The sequence below is a fragment of the Treponema sp. R80B11-R83G3 genome (assembly GCF_054786115.1).
Genome location: NZ_BDHF01000038.1, coordinates 1 through 15,689, shown reverse-complemented (window position 1 = coordinate 15,689; position 15,689 = coordinate 1). Strand labels below are relative to the sequence as shown.

Genomic DNA, 15,689 nt, shown 5'->3' with positions numbered 1-15,689 from the left:
GGAGAAAGCGATCCCCAAAAAGAGTGTTGTCGGCCCAAACTCATTTGCCGGCTCCTTGCGGTATTGAAAAATTTATTAGCGCCGCTTCTTCTATCCTGCCCATATACATTTGCAAAACACTCTTTGGGGATCGCTTTCTCCTCTTGGCGGATTAACCGGCGTGGGTCTTTTAATTATGGCTTCAGGGCGCCTGTCATAAACAATGGCGCTTACAGGAAATAAAATCACATACACAAAAATACCTGAAAATAATGAAAAAAGCACTTTGGAAAAAAATAACCATAAAAAAATTATTGAAGAAAAAATAAGGGCTAATTTTATAAATGCCGCTATATTGAAATTTGATTTTGATTCAACCGCCCCTTTTATTCCAAGACCGCATTGCAATAAAATGTTCATGGTAAATCCTGAGTAAATAAATAACAGTAATAGAGGAGTATTAACCATTGCCTGTTCTTCCTTTCCAATATTGATATAAACAGATGAAATATCCCAATAACAAAAGAGAACCTGCGGAAGCCGTAAAAATGCCCATTGGGAAAAACGCTCCTGATTTAAAATACATAATTGTAACCATTCCCTGATAAGTCCCCGGAAATGACAACATACAATAAGATAACGGTTCCCTTATTATGGAAAACGCTATCAGCAATCCAGCTAAAGATGCCGCTTTTGAAACCGAATCTGACAGACTTTCAAAAATATCAATGTACGCGCTTTCACATAAAGACTGTATTTGCTGAATAAAATCAGGGCTTGCGCAGAATAAAGGAACAAGCAGAAGAAGCATAAAAACTTCCATGGCGGCAAACGGGCATATCAGCCAGAACAACAACAGATATATGCTGCTGAAAAACGCGGCTAAACAGGTAATGAAAATGCCCCTGCCGTTTACAGGCAATAATTTTTTCTTTCCCACCGACTCTAAAGAAGCGTATGTAATCGCGGTAAGGCCGTACACCCAAAACAAACTTCCCGCGACAGTAATTGCCCATGCCAGGCGCCCTGAAGCCATAATTAAAAGACCCACGCCGGTTAATCCGCCAAGAGGAGAAAGCGATCCCCAAAAAGAGTGTTGTCGGCCCAAACTCATTTGCCGGCTCCTTGCGGTATTGAAAAATTTATTAGCGCCGCTTCTTCTATCCTGCCCATATACATTTGCAAAACACTCTTTGGCAATCCGTCAAATATTTGCATCGCATGGGCGCTTAAAGGCATTATTTCACTCACGGTGCCCTCAGGTGAAACTATGGCGCCACACGGGACAAGTATGCCGTCCTTAAATACCGTAAAAACAAACATTTTATCCGAGGAATTCATTGAATACCAAAACCCCAAAACTTGCGCTTTTCCGGCTTTTGAATGCAAGAATTTAGAAACCCTCCGTGAATCTTCATTATTCATAAATACGCTGTTTACCGCGCGTAAAACATAAAACGCGTGTACCGATTGAATTGAAATCCAAAGAACGGATATAAGCAGCAAAAGTCCCGTTATCCAACCAAGTAGAATAGCCTTGTCTTTCATAAGCGGTTCTCCCGGAACTTGCCGCGATTATCTCGGGAAAGAAAAACTTTTTCCTCAAAAAGCCTGACAAGGGGCGTTATGCAATTTGTCAGGGCAATGGCCATAATGCATCCCGTATATTCCATGCACTTGTACCTGAAAAACCACGAAAGAAACGCGCTTAAGACGACTGTAAATATTATACCCGGTTTTAATTTGGCGCCGCTTGCAGGTTCAGCCGCAAGAATAAAAGCCGCAGCAATCGTGCCACCGGAAAAAAAGCCGTACAACATATCCCCGCTCCAATACGTTCCCGATAAATCCCCGGCAAAAACATCAACCGAAAACGCTTTCTTACCGGCGCTTTCCGTTATTTCACTTGGAAACAAAGCAAAACCTGTCTATCCTATCGTGAGTATCGGAGAATTTGTCCGCGAAGGAATGTTGATTGGCAGGGCGTCAATGGCTGGGACGGCAAATGTTCATGCTACTATTCCCGGCAGAGTTATCAGGAAGGTCTCATGGGAAGACAGAAACAATGTTGTTAATGACGCTTTTGTAATTAAAATGGAAGGCGCGTTTGAACGACTGGGCAGAAAGGATGAAATTTTAATATGGAACAGCTTAAACGGTTATGATATACAACGGATAATTTCCGATTACGGAATTGTAGAAATGTACGATGACGAAAGGCCGCTTTCCGATATTATTTCCGCCGCGAGAAAAAAAGACAAATTGACGCTTGTAATCCGCTGTGTTTTTGACGACCCTTTGCTTGCCGCCGATTATGTTCGTTGACGTGACAGAATGATCGCGGTTATAGAAGGAGCCGCTATCGTGGCAAAGGCGTGTTTTAAAGTAGCGCAGATTATTTTTGCCGTTTCACACCGTGAAAAAGAACTTGGGGAACAGCTTCTGTCCGCTGCGGAAAATATAGATATTCCCTCTTCGCTTGTTTTGACCGGCTCCCGTTATCCTCAGAGAAACAGCAGGGAGTTGGAGCTTGCCCTGCGCATATATGAGAAAAAAGAAAACGCCTGATTCCAAACGGGAAAGGATAGCCGCGTCCTCAATTGTATCATCTGTGATTAACACCGCGTATCCGCCTCGGAATTCTTCGTAACCCATCGCGGAACCGATATAAAGAAGGCCTAAAGCCGCCAACAGGGAAATAAGGCTTGCAAGCAAAACGGAACGGAAGAAGGACATATCATGCCTAAAACAGATAAAAGCAAAACGCGATTAAAACGCCTAAGCAGGCTCCGACTAACACTTCAAGCGGAGTATGCCCATGAATTTCCTTTACTGACCGGAATTCCAAACCTGTTAATTTAGCGGATTGCTTTCCCAGATTATTTAACGCTTTTGCCTGCAAACCGGCAGTCCTCCTGACTCCCAATGAATCGCGAAGAACCACCATGGCGAAAATAAGGCATAAAACAAAATAATTGGAATCAAAGCCTTCGTAAATTCCAGCAGACGCCACAAGAGAGCACACGACTGCGGAATGGCTTGACGGCATCCCGCCCGTGCGCCATATTACGGTTTCTATCGCGTCCAACTTTTTCCTGTTTTTATTCACCAATAAATAAAAAAACAGCTTTAAAATTTGCGCGGCGCACAAGCTTGAAACAGTGGATAAAAATATTCTATTTGCAAATAAAGACTTTAAGACTGTCGCCGCTGTCATTTCATTATAATCCATTAATACGCGGTTTTTGTCAATAGGATATATTTTGGCGTTACGGGTGAAATAACGGTAAAAATACGGTATAAATGATAATATATGGAACTTATTACGGGAGAAAACGACGATGGGCGCAGGCTTGACAGGCTCCTGCGCAAAGCGCTTGCCGATTTTCCGCTGCCGTTAATTTACCGCCTCTTACGCCAGAAAAAAGTGCTTGTAAACGGAAAGCCCGGAAAAGCGGATGACCGCGTTAAATGCGGCGTAAAAATTTCCATACCTTCTTTAGAAAATATGCAACCGCGTCCTCAGCCGGTACGCCAGTTTCCCCCACCGGAAATTCTATGGCAAGGTTTGGGGCTGATAGCCGTTAATAAACCGGCTGGGCTTGCGGTTCACGGAGATAACAGCTTAGACGACATGGTTCGGTTTTTTCTCGCTGATAAATTGCCGCCGTCCCTGTCTTTTAAACCCGGACCTTTGCACAGGCTTGACAAACCGTCAAGCGGCATTGTTATTTTCTCCACAAGCATAGAAGGCGCGCGCCTTTTTAGCTCTCTTCTGCGGGAAAGGAAGGTGCGTAAAACTTATCTGGCGGTTGTGGAGGGGAATGTAAAGAGCGAAGAAAACTGGCAGGACGAACTTATCCGCGACAAAGAAAAGAAAAAAACCTTTATTTCACACGGTAATGCCGGTGGCGGTAAAACCGCAGTTACAAAAGTTACGCCTCTTGCCTCCGATGGCAATTATACGTTAATAAAAGTACAAATCGCCACCGGAAGGACGCATCAAATACGCGCGCAGGCCGCGTTTCACGGGCATCCGCTGGCGGGCGATAAAAAATACGGCGGGAAAAAGTTCGGCAAAAAGAGCGGCTTTTTTTTACACGCGTGGAAACTTGAGTTTTTGGAATACGCGATAACGGCGGTACGCTGCGTTGGAAATCACTTGCCGGAAAGCGTTTCTTCGAATTTGCAGATAACATTAAACGCGCTTTGCGAATCTTTTTGAGAACGCAGTTCAGTTATAAACTGGGGAATTTCTATTAGCTGGGCAAGATGCTTTAACATCAGCAGAAAATTATCTGAATCTTCAATTGGGGAAACTATCATAAAAAGAAGATGTACGGGTTCTCCGTCCAAAGAATCGTACTGTACTCCTTTTTCGCAAATACCAAGCACGCCGCAAATTTTCTTAACGGCGTCAGTCTTGCCGTGGGGAATGGCGACTCCCTTATGAATTCCCGTAGACATCTTTGCCTCGCGTTTTATTATCGCGTCCAGAATTTGATCATACGAAGGGGAATTATCGGTTTTACAATAATGATTTACAAGCTCTTTAAACGCTTCATTTTTGTTTTCCGCTTTCAAATTGACTTTGATGAACGCGGGCAATAATATGTCTTGAAGGTTCATTAAAACCTCCTATCTTTTTCGGCTGACATCCTTATTTGTCACTATTGCTGTTTTCATCATTATCGTCAGGGACAGATGCGTCGTCCGTGGAGCGGGGATTTATCGCTTCTTCCACCCAGTTGCTTCCCGATTCTTGAGTGGTAAGCTCCTTTATTTCTTTCTCAATGCCCGTTCCTGCGGGAGTGCGGCTGAGCAAGGCCAACCCCAGACTGATGACTAGAAACAAAGCTCCTAAAACAGTGGTAGCGCGGGTAAGAAAATTACCCGAGCGGGAACCAAAAGCGGTATTTGAACCACCGGCAAATATTCCGCCAAGACTGTCCCCTTCTTCATTTTGAATCAGGACCAATAATACAAGTAAAACCGCGTCAATAACGAAAAAGACCAATAAAACTACCGTTAAAACACCCATCTGTTGACTCCAATTTAAGTCTAACCTCTAAAGAAGTAAGACTGATTAATCGAATTAATAAATATATTTATGAGTCTACTAAAAATGCAAACTTTATGCAAGTAATTAAGCGCTTTAATTCAGATTTTTCATGTTTTTATTAATAAATTGCGGTTTTTCCTTGCCGATAGCCCTGTTTTTTCTTACTTTTCATTGTGAAAGGATATTAAAAATCTATTTAAACATAATATCTACCGTTTAGCGACGGGTATTAAGGCGACAAACAATAAAAAAGCGGCTTTTATATCCATATTAAAACAGGAGGAAATAATGAAATTAAGAACCATGGAAAATAACAAAAAGTCGAATGTTATTACACAAACGATAAAAGGAGATTGCTACTTAAAATTGGGAATGCACTATTCTAACCAAAATAATTATTTTAAGGCGACAGAATGTTTTATTGAAGCAAAAAACATCTTTAAGGATAACTTGGGCAGAGAACATCCCGGATATGTCCAATCATTACATAGTTTGGGAGTGTTATATTACAGTATCGGCGATTACGCCAATGCCCAAAAATATCATCTTGAGGAAAAAGCCATTTTGGAAAAAATGTCATGTAAAGAAAATGTTTCGTATGTGGAAGCGCTGGCTAATTTAAAAAATGCGTATTACGCTATGGGTAATTATGAAAAAGCGATTGAATGTTATTTGGAGATAAAAACTATTCAGGAAAATGTATTGGGAAAAGATAACGCCGATTACGCGCAAACATTGCATAATTTAGGAATGTTATACGGCAAAATTAATGATTATGAAAAATCCAAAAAATGTTATCTGAAAGCGCTGTTTATTCGGGAAAAAGCTTTAGGGAAAAACCATCCCGATTATGCCGTCTCCTTAAACGTCTTGGGCGGATTATACTTTTCTTTAAATGACTATGAAAACGCCGAATACTTTTTATTAGCGCTGAAAAACATCTATGAAAAAAATCCGGAGAATAACTATACAGGTTATGCCGTTTCCTTAAGCAACTTGGGATTGTTATATGTCAAAATGGGCGATTATGAAAAAGCCGAATGCTGTTTATTGGAAGCGAAAACCATTAAGAGTAAAAATCTTGGAAAAAAACATTGTGAATACGCGGACACATTAAATAATTTGGGATTGTTATATCATAAAATAGGCAATTATAAAAAATCGCTTGCCTGTTATCTTGAAGTAAAATCCATTAATGAAAAGATATATGGCAAAGATCATCCGAATTATGCCGCTGCATTGATCAATTTAGGGACGGTGTATTACAGCATGGGCAAATTTTCAAATACAGAAAGCTGTTATTTTGAGGCAAAAGCCATCAGAGAAAACACGTTTGGCAAAGAGCATTCAAATTATATCATGCAATTAAACAAACTTGGACAGTTGTATCACAGCATGGATAACTACCCCAGAGCCCAATACAATATCTTTTGGAGGAGAAAATCGTATGCGAGAAATTACGCTGCGACCATCATCCAGAATAACAGCAATTATGTATTGATTTAACGGCATATTATTTGTACACCTTGCTTTCCGGCGGGACGGACTGCGTTATCCAGACGCTGCCGCCAATAATGCTGCCTCTGCCAATGACAGTTTCCCCGCCAAGAATTGTCGCGTTAGCGTAAATTGTCACATTATCTTCAATAGTAGGGTGGCGCTTGCAATTGCTTTCCTCTTTTTTCACTGAAAGCGCACCAAGCGTAACGCCCTGATAAAGCTTAACATTTTTCCCTATAACCGTAGTTTCCCCTATTACAACGCCTGTCCCGTGATCAATAAAAAATGACTCGCCTATGTCCGCGCCAGGATGAATGTCAATGCCCGTCCGTCCGTGGACAATCTCGCTCATCATACGCGGGATAATGGGAACCTGCCGCATCCAGAAAAAATGCGCTATTCTATGAACGGAAATAGCCTGAAAACCGGGATAGGAAAGAATCACTTCATTGTCGCTCTTCGCCGCCGGGTCTCCGCGCACGGCGGCTTCCAAATCTTTTTCTAAAATGACTCTGATTTTCGGAAGTTCTTCAAAAAATTCCTCAACAACAAGGGCGGCTACCGCCCCGCAGCCTTCATGCTTGCAATTTAACGCCCCGTGCCGCACGGAAAAAGCAATACTCTTCTCCACTTCGCGTTTTAACGCCATAGATAATTTTTTTACTTTTCCCATAGTGAGTTTCCGCAAAGCTTCCTTGTCCGTGCATACATTTTCCAGAAAACCGGGAAAAAGCAGTTTTTCAAAGTCCAATAAAATATTGTCGATGCTTTCCCTTCCCGGAAGATTCACCGCGCCCGAATGATTAACCATTCCGTAAGCGTCATAATTTTCAAGAAGCGATTCTATGCTTTTTTCAAGTCTTTTCACGCTGACTCTCCCCCGCTTGCTTTATCAACTAACGTTGAAAGATCGCCGCCGCCCTTAAAACGCAATACATTAACCATAAAAATATTTAACTTGTTAACAATATTCGGCGGCAAAAGGTTGCCGTCAACTTCCACCGACAGTGTCGGGTAATTGCGCTCACGCGCCCACGGGGTGAACAACCCTTCGATTACGCGCCCGATAAGGCAGGCAAACGGGCTTATATTCACTATGCCTGAATAACCTTCGTCCATTGCCGCCGCCGCCGAACCGGAAGAAACCGCTATCTCTGAATTGAGTTCCAAGTTAACAAAATGTTTCACCGTGTACTTCATTATATGGCGCATATCGTGGGGCGTTTTGGGTATAAGGCCGGTCGGCTCCAAAATAGAAAGGACTTTCTTTTCTATATGATGTTTCCACCATTCTTCAATTTGAAGTTTTTTCATGTCCATTGACGGCTTGGAGAACAACCTTGTGCCGGGTTTTCGCAGTTTGATAAGTTTTTTAAGCGCGTATTCGCGCACAAAGTCCAGATAATGAATCCATTCGCTTACGCCGGCGACTTTTACAACGATACCCCTCTCGCTCATAAGTTCGATTAATTCGCCCACGGCAAAATCATCTCTGCGCACATAAATCTCGCCGACAATCAACACGCGCGGACAATCCGCGACTTTTCTTTTTAACGGTATTTTTTTTACATCCGCCGCGACATGCTTAAGCTCTTTCCACAGCGCTTTTGGGTTGTGTTCTACAGCGTGCATAACTTTGCGCCATGAATGTTCATAATCTTTTTCCGCCTTAACGGGATCAACCGCAGCCGCCAAAAGAGAGCATTGAATGTCTTTTAAATAGTCGGATAACACTAATCCTTTCCACATCTCTTTCGCGAAACTTGGTCCAAGCTCAGTGTATGAATTATCCGCGGAGAGGATAAAGACCACTACATTTTCAAGGCGCAAATCGCGGAAAAGGTTTTCGTAGAAGATATAATACTGGCCTGTCCTGCAAGGGCCGGTTGTAATCGGCACAAAGAGAAGGTAAAGCTCGTCTTTGCGGTACCTGTCGCTGAAGAAAAATTCCAACGCGCTGCCCAAAACTAAATGGCTTGGCACGCACTCTTTACCCGAAGCGTGCGCTCTTGCCGCCTGAATTGTTTTGGCTGTAGCAACAGGCATTGCCTCGGCGTTAATGCCTAAACTGCGAATGGCGGCTCCCATGTATTCGGTGGAAATATTCCCCATGTTGGACAGAAGCACTTTTACCCTCTTGTTGTCTATAACCGGGATTCTCTCCCCTGTTTTTATGTTGTCTATGCGCAAGTCAAATTCACCTGAATACATTTTTTCACAGACAAACCTCATGCCGTTGTCGTAGCGTTCTTCTTCAAACTGAGCTTTCTTCGCCCTGTAACCGTCGATAATGTCGAGGAACGCCTCTACGCGGGTATCAACTCCCGCGTCTGCGGAATGGGAATCCAACTCAAGCACAAGGAATGGTTTTTGCCCCATCATCCATTTCACATAATGCAGAATAAATGAATCGGGGGCGCACGAAAAGTTTGAAACAAACGTAAGATAAATGTTATCTTCTTTTTTAAGAAGCTTTGACGCTTTTAAGTCCTGCTGTCCGTAGAACCAGTACATATTCGGGAAAATAATTTCGTCACGGAACGGCAAAATGTCAAACGGGATGATTGAATAGCCGCGTGTTGTAAACTTGCGCGGAATACCCATATTCGCTTCGGGCGTGAAAGCGTTGTACGGTCTGCCCAGAACGGCAATAACAGGCCGGTCGGATTTACGCGCGTCTTCCAACGCTTGAAGACCCATTTTTTCAGCAGCTTCAAAATAACTTTTCTGTTTTGCCCACGCCGTATCAAACGCAGTTTTTGTTTCCGCTTCGCTAATGCCTAAAAGTTTTGTCATCTCGCAAAATAATTCAAACGCTTTGCCTTCGCCGAACTTAAAACTTACAACAAGCGGAAGCCATTTCTTTTTATCAATGTCGGGGAAAGCTTTTCCCATGTAATAAGGAAGAGCTTGAGTAATCGGACAAAAATTAGCGTGTACTTTTTCTTCATAACTCGGCATATCACGGAAATGCGGCAGAAGCACATAGTCGGCTTTTTTGTCCAAACAATCCTGAATCGCCCCATGTGCGATTTCCGCCGGGAAGCAGTAGGTTGATTCAGCCCTCGCCACTCCAGCATGAGCAACTTCCGTAGAAAGAAACGTTTTAATGCCCAACTCATAAAAGAACCAACTGTAAAGCGGATAAAGCGTATGCACGGAAAAAGCACGAGGAATGCCGACAACAAAATCACGTTTGAATTTTTGCTCGCCGTTTACTGGAGCGGCAAATTCTTCAAATAACATCTTTTGCCGTTTTTCGACATAATCAAACACAGGCACGTCTTTTACCTGCTTACGCATATTTGTGTATTTGTTACAACGTCCGCCGAACATATATTTGTGATTGTTTACATTTAACACTTGAATCGGGCAAAGGTTTTCGCAAGACTGGCATTTAAAGACGCGCTCATAGCCAATCTCACGGTTAATAATGTTGTCTAACACGATTGCCTGCTCCGCAAGAAGCCCATCGTCTCTTTTTCGCTTTGCAAGTAACGCAACGCCGAAACAGCCCATAAGCTCAGGAGACGGCGGAACGAGGATTTCCTTGTTCAACAGCATGGCAAAAGCCAGAGGAACCGCCGGGTTTTTTGCAACTCCGCCTTGAAGGAAAATCTTGCCGCCTATGGTGCGGTTGCCTACAACACGGTTAAGATAATTCGATACTATGGAACATACAATACCAGCGGTAATATTTTCCCTGCCCGCACCCTGCTGAACCGCCTTGCGAATATCGCTGTTAATAAACGCAGAGCAGTGTTCGCCGAATTTACAAGGCGAAGGCGCGTTTAACGCTATGGGACCAATATCTTTCGCGCTGTGAATTGACAAGTCTCCTGCGGCGGACTCTTCCAAAAATGAGCCTGTTCCTGCGGAGCAGGCTTCGTTCATGGCGTAATCAATAGGCACGCCGTTTTTAAGAAGAACATACTTTGCATCCTGTCCGCCAATTTCAAAAATTGTCTCTACTTCTTTATCGAAGTATGTCGTGCCGACAGAGTGAGCTATAATTTCGTTGTAGACTCCCGGCGTTTCCAAAAACACGCCCAGTATTTCGCGGCTTGAGCCTGTTGTGGCGACAAGGCAAATGTCAATTTTTTTTCCGCCTGTGTCGGCGATTATTTTTTCCTGAATGATCGCAAGGCACTCCTTGAGCGCCTTCACAGGATCGCCGTGAGTGCGTCCGTAATGGCTTGCTGTAATTTCAAAACTGTCAATGTCAACAAGACACGCTTTTGTGGTGGTAGAACCGCCGTCAACGCCCAAAATATATTTGCGTCCGGCTTGCACTTTGCCGTCTGATTTTTCAAAAACTTTTACTTTGTCCTTCCAATCACGTAACGCTTCCAACGAGCCGAAGCGGACATCGTTAGCTCTAAGCAAATTGTCAGCGGAAGGCAGTTTACTCCCCGAATGCAACGCCATAACGGCGGCTCCCAACGCTTCAAAAACAGGGGCGGTGTCGGGAATGATAAATTCAATATTGGGGGCTTTCTCTCGGATAAAGCGGATAATGTGGCGGTTAAGAGTGATGCCGCCTGTGAGGGCTACCCTGCCCGATGTTACCTTCGCGCGTTTTAAGAAGTCGATAACTTTAACAGCCATTACGTCGGAAAGCGACAGTACAATATCGTCTTTTGTCGCCTCACGCTTGTTTAGCCTGTGCGTGCAGTCGCTTTTCATAAATACGGAACAGCGCGTGGAAAGGGCGTACACTTTGGCGGTGTCGGGAACCTTATCAATATCGTCCAGAGTCATGTCCATACGGGCAAGCTGTTGTTTTAAGAATTCGCCAGTCCCGCTCGCGCATTTATTGCCCGAAAAACTGTTAATTATTTTGCCGTCTGAATCCAAAGAATAAACGATAAGGTCTTCACCGCCCATGCTGACTACAGCGTCGGCTTTAATTTCAAGGCTTCGCAGCGCCGCCTCAACGCAGAGCGGCTCCAAAGTGCCGCTAATATCGAACATAAAGCGGCCTTCGTTGCCTGTTACAAGAGCCGGAATGCCTTCGGGGACTTTTCCTTCCGTCAAAAGCTTATGCACCGCCGCGCTAAAATCCCCCTCGTGGGGAGTAAAAGCCGTCCATACGGGTTTATTGTCTTCCAATAAAGCCATTTTCAGGCTGGTTGAACCAATATTTATACCAAGCGATCTCATTTTATTATTTTAACAGAGTTGCAATTTTGATTCAACACGCATGGTAACGAAAAGAAAAATAGTCTCTATTCTTCCCTTTCCGTTTTTTTCCTCGGCAAACTTCAATACCGGGAAGTTTCTTGCCTTCAAGCAATTCCAATGACGCGCCGCCACCCGTACTGACATGGCTCATCTTATCCGCGAGAGAGAACTTGTTCACCGCCGCGACAGAATCGCCGCCGCCAACTACGGTAATCGTCCCTCTGCCTGTCGCTTCAGCGACAAGTTTCGCCACTTCTTCAGTGCCTTTGGCAAAAGCGTCAAATTCAAATACGCCGACAGGTCCGTTCCAAACGATTGTCTTGGCAATAGCGAGAACTTCCTTGTATTTGGCAATCGTCTTTGGCCCTACGTCCAGTCCAAGCAAATTGTCGGGAAGATCAAGTCCGTCAACGGGAATTGGCGTCGAGGATGCGTCAAAACTTGTCGCGGCGACCTGATCGAGCGGCAGAACAATCTGCACATTCGCGGCTTTCGCTGCGTCAAGAATTTTTTGTGCCGTACCAAGCTGATCGTCTTCAACTAACGATTTGCCTATCTTGTGCCCCTGCGCTTTAAAGAACGTATACGCCATACCTCCGCCGATTACAAGAGCGCTTGCGTTTTTAAGCAGGCTTTCAAGCACGGCGATTTTAGACGAAACTTTCGCGCCGCCGATAATCGCGACTAACGGTTTTTTGGGATTGGTAACAATCGGCTCAAGGTAGTTGACTTCCTTCTCCATTAAAAAGCCCGCCACGGAGACCGGCACAAACTTCGCGATAGAAGCGGTTGAAGCGTGATCGCGGTGTGCGGTTCCAAACGCGTCATTTACAAATATGTCGCCGTAGGTGGCAAGTTCTTTCGCAAGCTTGTCCAACTCAGCCGGTTCTTTAGAGGTTTCCTCTTTGTGGAAGCGCGTATTTTCCAGCATGATAATGGAGCCGTCAGGCTGGCTTTCGATAAAAGCCTTTTTCCCGTAACAGCCGTCTTCTCCCGCGAAAATTACCGGCTTTCCAAGTTTTTTTTCAAGATACGCGGCAACAGGAGCCATGCGGTGCTTGCCCTTGATATACGCATCCTTGTCAAATGTTTTGCCGTCCTTCTCGGCTTTTTCCTGCGCTTTTTTCGCGTCTTTGGAAGGATCGCCCAAGTGCGACATTAACGTTAGGGATTTAACTCCCTGCTCCAGAATATATTTAATGGTAGGAATTGCCGCGACAATTCGCGTATCGTCCTGCACTACCCCGTCCTTCATGGGAACGTTAAAATCCACGCGCATTATTATGCGCTTGCCTTTCAGGTTAACTGATTTTACGGTCTTGATCATGATTTACTCCTTTATCAATTAATGAGCAATGTTATCAATTAGCAATTATCAATTAGCAATGAGCAATGTTGTTGTATGTTATCTATTCGTGTTAGTTCCACGCATAGCTTAATTACATTTCTCACTGCTCATTGCTCATTTCTCATTGCTAATTGCTCATTGTTCACTATTTCTTATCGATGTACTTTATCAAATCGACAATCTTATTCGAGTAGCCCCACTCGTTGTCGTACCATGAAACTACCTTAAAGAAGCGTTTTTCGCCTTTGAGGTTGTTTTCAAGGGTGGCTTTGCTGTCATAGATTGAAGTGTGGGTATTGTGAATGATGTCGGTTGAAACGATTTCCTCGTCGCAATAAGCAAGAACCCCTTTCATGTAGGTTTCCGAAGCCTTCTTCATGGCGGCGTCAATTTCTTGAATAGATGTGTCTTTATCAGCGCGGAATGTCAGGTCTACTACCGAGCCTGTGGGCGTGGGAACGCGGAAGCTCATGCCGGTGAGTTTGCCCTTAGTAACGGGAAGCACTTCGCCTACGGCTTTTGCCGCGCCGGTTGTGGAGGGAATAATGTTGATAGCCGCCGCGCGTCCGCCTCTCCAGTCCTTCTGTGAAACGCCGTCTACGGTTTTCTGTGTGGCGGTATAGGAGTGAATGGTGGTCATAAGACCGGTTTCGATACCAAAGCCTTCTTTAAGTATTACATGAACCACCGGAGCGAGACAGTTGGTGGTACAGCTCGCGTTGGACAGCACATGGTGCTTTGCAGGATCGTATTCATTCTCGTTAACGCCCATGACGATGGTCTTAACCGGTTTGGATTCATCGGCAGATTTACCGGGCGCTGAAATAATGACCTTTTTTGCTCCGGCGGCAATGTGGCCGTAAGCCTTCTCGTTGGTATATATGCCGGTGGATTCTACCACATAGTCGATTCCCATTTCTTTCCAGGGAAGCTGATCCGGAGTAAGCCCCTTGCCGGACAGACATTTAATTTTGTGGCCGTTGACCACCAGAACATCATCACCATCGGTGCCGATGTCGGCTTTCATCTGACCCTGTGTTGAGTCGTATTTTAACTGATAGGCAAAGTATTTCGCGTCTGTGGAAATATCAACCACCGCTACCACGTCAATTTTGTCTTTTCCAAGCAACCCCTGTCCTACCAGAGCCTGGAACACCAGACGCCCGATGCGCCCGAAACCATTAATCGCAACTTTCATAAAAGTCCTCCTATTATCTCAATTTTTAACATGGTACATCAAATCATAATAAATGTATATATATTTTATTCGCTTGACAGTGAACAATATATGTTCATATAATAAAAATGATATTTGAGTTTTCGTCATATTTGACGAAAGCGGGAGGCAGTAAATGAATCTGACTTTAGGAATTATTGTTGACGGATTTTCAGGATACAAGCCTGTTTTGCATAAAATAAGCAATATAAAGGCGCAAATTCGCGGGTTTCACTATTATTCTGCTGAACTTACCGAAACTGACCCCGATTATATGTATGTCGTCAATTCTGACAAATTTACAAAGGGTATTTGTGAGAATTGCCCAAAACACATTGTCATTTGCGGCAATATTCCTAAAAACCTGCCTGAAAAAGCCGACACGGTTATTCATCTCCAGAAAAGCGTTCCGGCTGAGATGATTGTTCAAACGGGGAACGCTTTCCTTGCATCTTTTGACGCGTGGTATAACTCGCTTCTTATGGCCGTTATTAACCACAAACCTATTGATGTTTTTTTGAATATCGCGGCGCAAAAGCTGGTCAACCCTATACTCGTTATGAATAATAATTTGAGCGTTATAGGCGCCGCCGGTTCTATTTCTTGCCCCACCCAAGGAACAATTTGGGAAAAAGTCAATGTGCCCGGATTTGTAATGAATAATTTTTATACTCCTGAAGAAATACACAAAATTTCCTTGCATATCGCTCAAAAGAGCGATCAAATCCTTAATCTTCATCCTGTGAATGACTCTGCCCATTCCACGTTAGGGATAAATATTTGGATAGACGGCAAACTCTACGGCGCCATTGGGTCAGTGGACATGAACGAACCTTTTACCGATGGGCAGAAAGAAACCCTTGTTATCATCGCTATAGTTTTGAAGCTGTATTTTCAAAACCACAGTATCTATATGCAAATTGCTGAAAATAAGGCCAACTGGGTGGACAGTCTGCTGGACGGCGTTAATATTTCCGCAGATATAATTTCCAATTACCTTTACAGGTTTCAATGGAAACTTGACGACCATTTCTGCATTGTCACCTTTACCGCTTCCTCCGACATAAAGATTCCAATTATATCAATTTTGGATATTAAACATATTAACGACATTTTTCCCGAAGCGCTTACTTCCATTTATGAAGAGCATATTGTCATGATTATACGATGTCCCGACAAACAACAGCCGCACGGAAAACAGAAACAACAATTGGAAGATTTCTTGAAAAAAGACATTATGCTTTGCTGCGGAGTAAGCATGGTTTTTAATAATTTTATGCGCTTACGCTATTATTATGCGCAAAGCAAATTTGCAGCCGCCCTAAGATAAAAGAAGTTTATATCATTCGGTTTCAGCCTTATTGCGGCGGTATAATCCGCTATATGTCTCTTATACACAC

Annotated in this window: 16 protein-coding genes; 5 read left to right on the top strand and 11 right to left on the bottom strand. The window is 43.7% G+C overall.

Translation table 11 applies throughout. The features are described from left to right. Positions 1 to 90 precede the first annotated feature (90 nt). Genes ACYVRH_RS07055 through ACYVRH_RS07040 form a run of 4 tightly spaced genes read right to left on the bottom strand, consistent with a single transcriptional unit; the run spans position 91 to position 1,799 of the window. On the bottom strand, positions 91 to 399 hold the full coding sequence (locus ACYVRH_RS07055) for a hypothetical protein (protein WP_461256224.1): 309 nt from the start codon (positions 397 to 399) through the stop codon (positions 91 to 93). A 40-nt stretch (positions 400 to 439) separates the two neighbouring features. Then, positions 440 to 1,093 (bottom strand): hypothetical protein, encoded by a 654-nt coding sequence (locus ACYVRH_RS07050; protein WP_461256223.1) that lies wholly within the window; start codon positions 1,091 to 1,093, stop codon positions 440 to 442. Further along, entirely contained in the window at positions 1,090 to 1,527 is a 438-nt protein-coding gene (locus tag ACYVRH_RS07045) for a hypothetical protein (protein ID WP_461256222.1), read from the bottom strand. The genes ACYVRH_RS07050 and ACYVRH_RS07045 overlap by 4 nt, the downstream gene beginning before the upstream one ends. After that, entirely contained in the window at positions 1,524 to 1,799 is a 276-nt protein-coding gene (locus ACYVRH_RS07040) for an RnfABCDGE type electron transport complex subunit D (RefSeq protein WP_461256225.1), read from the bottom strand. Before ACYVRH_RS07040 ends, ACYVRH_RS07045 begins: the two co-directional genes overlap by 4 nt. Before the next feature lie 118 nt (positions 1,800 to 1,917). On the opposite strand from ACYVRH_RS07040, the gene ACYVRH_RS07035 reads away from it, so the two are divergent. Both ACYVRH_RS07035 and ACYVRH_RS07030 read left to right on the top strand, forming a co-directional pair. Continuing rightward, positions 1,918 to 2,304, top strand: coding sequence for a hypothetical protein (locus ACYVRH_RS07035; RefSeq protein WP_461256221.1), 387 nt, complete (start codon positions 1,918 to 1,920; stop codon positions 2,302 to 2,304). 9 nt (positions 2,305 to 2,313) lie between these two features. Next, positions 2,314 to 2,547 carry a hypothetical protein gene (locus ACYVRH_RS07030; RefSeq protein WP_461256220.1) on the top strand — a complete coding sequence of 78 codons (234 nt, stop codon included), beginning with the start codon at positions 2,314 to 2,316 and terminating at the stop codon, positions 2,545 to 2,547. A 175-nt stretch (positions 2,548 to 2,722) separates the two neighbouring features. Here ACYVRH_RS07030 and ACYVRH_RS07025 read toward each other — a convergent pair whose 3' ends face one another. Further along, the gene (locus ACYVRH_RS07025; protein ID WP_461256219.1) at positions 2,723 to 3,211 is read right to left on the bottom strand and encodes a divergent PAP2 family protein; all 489 of its coding nucleotides are present in this window, start codon (positions 3,209 to 3,211) and stop codon (positions 2,723 to 2,725) included. An 81-nt stretch (positions 3,212 to 3,292) separates the two neighbouring features. Between ACYVRH_RS07025 and ACYVRH_RS07020 the strand changes: the two genes are divergently transcribed. After that, positions 3,293 to 4,204 carry a pseudouridine synthase gene (locus tag ACYVRH_RS07020; protein ID WP_461256218.1) on the top strand — a complete coding sequence of 304 codons (912 nt, stop codon included), beginning with the start codon at positions 3,293 to 3,295 and terminating at the stop codon, positions 4,202 to 4,204. Here ACYVRH_RS07020 and ACYVRH_RS07015 read toward each other — a convergent pair. After that, complete coding sequence (locus tag ACYVRH_RS07015) at positions 4,138 to 4,608, bottom strand: PTS sugar transporter subunit IIA (RefSeq protein WP_461256217.1); 471 nt, start codon at positions 4,606 to 4,608, stop codon at positions 4,138 to 4,140. The two genes, ACYVRH_RS07020 and ACYVRH_RS07015, sit on opposite strands and share 67 nt — an antisense overlap. 31 nt (positions 4,609 to 4,639) lie before the next feature. Beyond that, on the bottom strand, positions 4,640 to 5,020 hold the full coding sequence (gene secG, locus ACYVRH_RS07010) for a preprotein translocase subunit SecG (RefSeq protein WP_461256216.1): 381 nt from the start codon (positions 5,018 to 5,020) through the stop codon (positions 4,640 to 4,642). A 309-nt stretch (positions 5,021 to 5,329) separates the two neighbouring features. Between secG and ACYVRH_RS07005 the strand changes: the two genes are divergently transcribed. Further along, a complete protein-coding gene (locus ACYVRH_RS07005) occupies positions 5,330 to 6,547 on the top strand; it encodes a tetratricopeptide repeat protein (protein WP_461256215.1) in 1,218 nt (405 codons plus the stop codon). Positions 6,548 to 6,554: 7 nt separating this feature from the next. Here the strand turns inward: ACYVRH_RS07005 and epsC are convergent, their stop codons facing one another. From epsC to gap, 4 genes are all read right to left on the bottom strand, one after another. After that, entirely contained in the window at positions 6,555 to 7,409 is an 855-nt protein-coding gene (gene epsC / locus ACYVRH_RS07000; RefSeq protein ID WP_461256214.1) for a serine O-acetyltransferase EpsC, read from the bottom strand. After that, a complete protein-coding gene (locus tag ACYVRH_RS06995; RefSeq protein ID WP_461256213.1) occupies positions 7,406 to 11,704 on the bottom strand; it encodes an acyl-CoA dehydratase activase in 4,299 nt (1,432 codons plus the stop codon). The genes epsC and ACYVRH_RS06995 overlap by 4 nt, the downstream gene beginning before the upstream one ends. A gap of 31 nt (positions 11,705 to 11,735) precedes the next feature. After that, positions 11,736 to 13,052 carry a phosphoglycerate kinase gene (locus ACYVRH_RS06990; protein ID WP_461256212.1) on the bottom strand — a complete coding sequence of 439 codons (1,317 nt, stop codon included), beginning with the start codon at positions 13,050 to 13,052 and terminating at the stop codon, positions 11,736 to 11,738. Positions 13,053 to 13,218: 166 nt separating this feature from the next. Continuing rightward, a complete protein-coding gene (gap, locus tag ACYVRH_RS06985; RefSeq protein ID WP_461256211.1) occupies positions 13,219 to 14,271 on the bottom strand; it encodes a type I glyceraldehyde-3-phosphate dehydrogenase in 1,053 nt (350 codons plus the stop codon). Positions 14,272 to 14,425: 154 nt separating this feature from the next. On the opposite strand from gap, the gene ACYVRH_RS06980 reads away from it, so the two are divergent. Further along, the gene (locus ACYVRH_RS06980) at positions 14,426 to 15,619 is read left to right on the top strand and encodes a hypothetical protein (protein WP_461256210.1); all 1,194 of its coding nucleotides are present in this window, start codon (positions 14,426 to 14,428) and stop codon (positions 15,617 to 15,619) included. Positions 15,620 to 15,689: the final 70 nt, after the last annotated feature.

Excerpts from the sequence above, each read along its gene's own strand:
- ACYVRH_RS06980 (WP_461256210.1), top strand. The coding sequence starts at position 14,426 with ATGAATCTGACTTTAGGAATTATTGTTGACGGATTTTCAGGATACAAG.
- ACYVRH_RS07055 (WP_461256224.1), bottom strand. The coding sequence starts at position 399 with ATGAACATTTTATTGCAATGCGGTCTTGGAATAAAAGGGGCGGTTGAA.
- ACYVRH_RS07045 (WP_461256222.1), bottom strand. The coding sequence starts at position 1,527 with ATGAAAGACAAGGCTATTCTACTTGGTTGGATAACGGGACTTTTGCTG.
- ACYVRH_RS06995 (WP_461256213.1), bottom strand. The coding sequence starts at position 11,704 with ATGAGATCGCTTGGTATAAATATTGGTTCAACCAGCCTGAAAATGGCT.
- ACYVRH_RS07050 (WP_461256223.1), bottom strand. The coding sequence starts at position 1,093 with ATGAGTTTGGGCCGACAACACTCTTTTTGGGGATCGCTTTCTCCTCTT.
- ACYVRH_RS07020 (WP_461256218.1), top strand. The coding sequence starts at position 3,293 with ATGGAACTTATTACGGGAGAAAACGACGATGGGCGCAGGCTTGACAGG.
- ACYVRH_RS07015 (WP_461256217.1), bottom strand. The coding sequence starts at position 4,608 with ATGAACCTTCAAGACATATTATTGCCCGCGTTCATCAAAGTCAATTTG.
- gap (WP_461256211.1), bottom strand. The coding sequence starts at position 14,271 with ATGAAAGTTGCGATTAATGGTTTCGGGCGCATCGGGCGTCTGGTGTTC.
- ACYVRH_RS07005 (WP_461256215.1), top strand. The coding sequence starts at position 5,330 with ATGAAATTAAGAACCATGGAAAATAACAAAAAGTCGAATGTTATTACA.
- ACYVRH_RS07030 (WP_461256220.1), top strand. The coding sequence starts at position 2,314 with ATGATCGCGGTTATAGAAGGAGCCGCTATCGTGGCAAAGGCGTGTTTT.
- ACYVRH_RS07025 (WP_461256219.1), bottom strand. The coding sequence starts at position 3,211 with ATGGATTATAATGAAATGACAGCGGCGACAGTCTTAAAGTCTTTATTT.
- ACYVRH_RS07040 (WP_461256225.1), bottom strand. The coding sequence starts at position 1,799 with ATGTTGTACGGCTTTTTTTCCGGTGGCACGATTGCTGCGGCTTTTATT.
- secG (WP_461256216.1), bottom strand. The coding sequence starts at position 5,020 with ATGGGTGTTTTAACGGTAGTTTTATTGGTCTTTTTCGTTATTGACGCG.
- ACYVRH_RS06990 (WP_461256212.1), bottom strand. The coding sequence starts at position 13,052 with ATGATCAAGACCGTAAAATCAGTTAACCTGAAAGGCAAGCGCATAATA.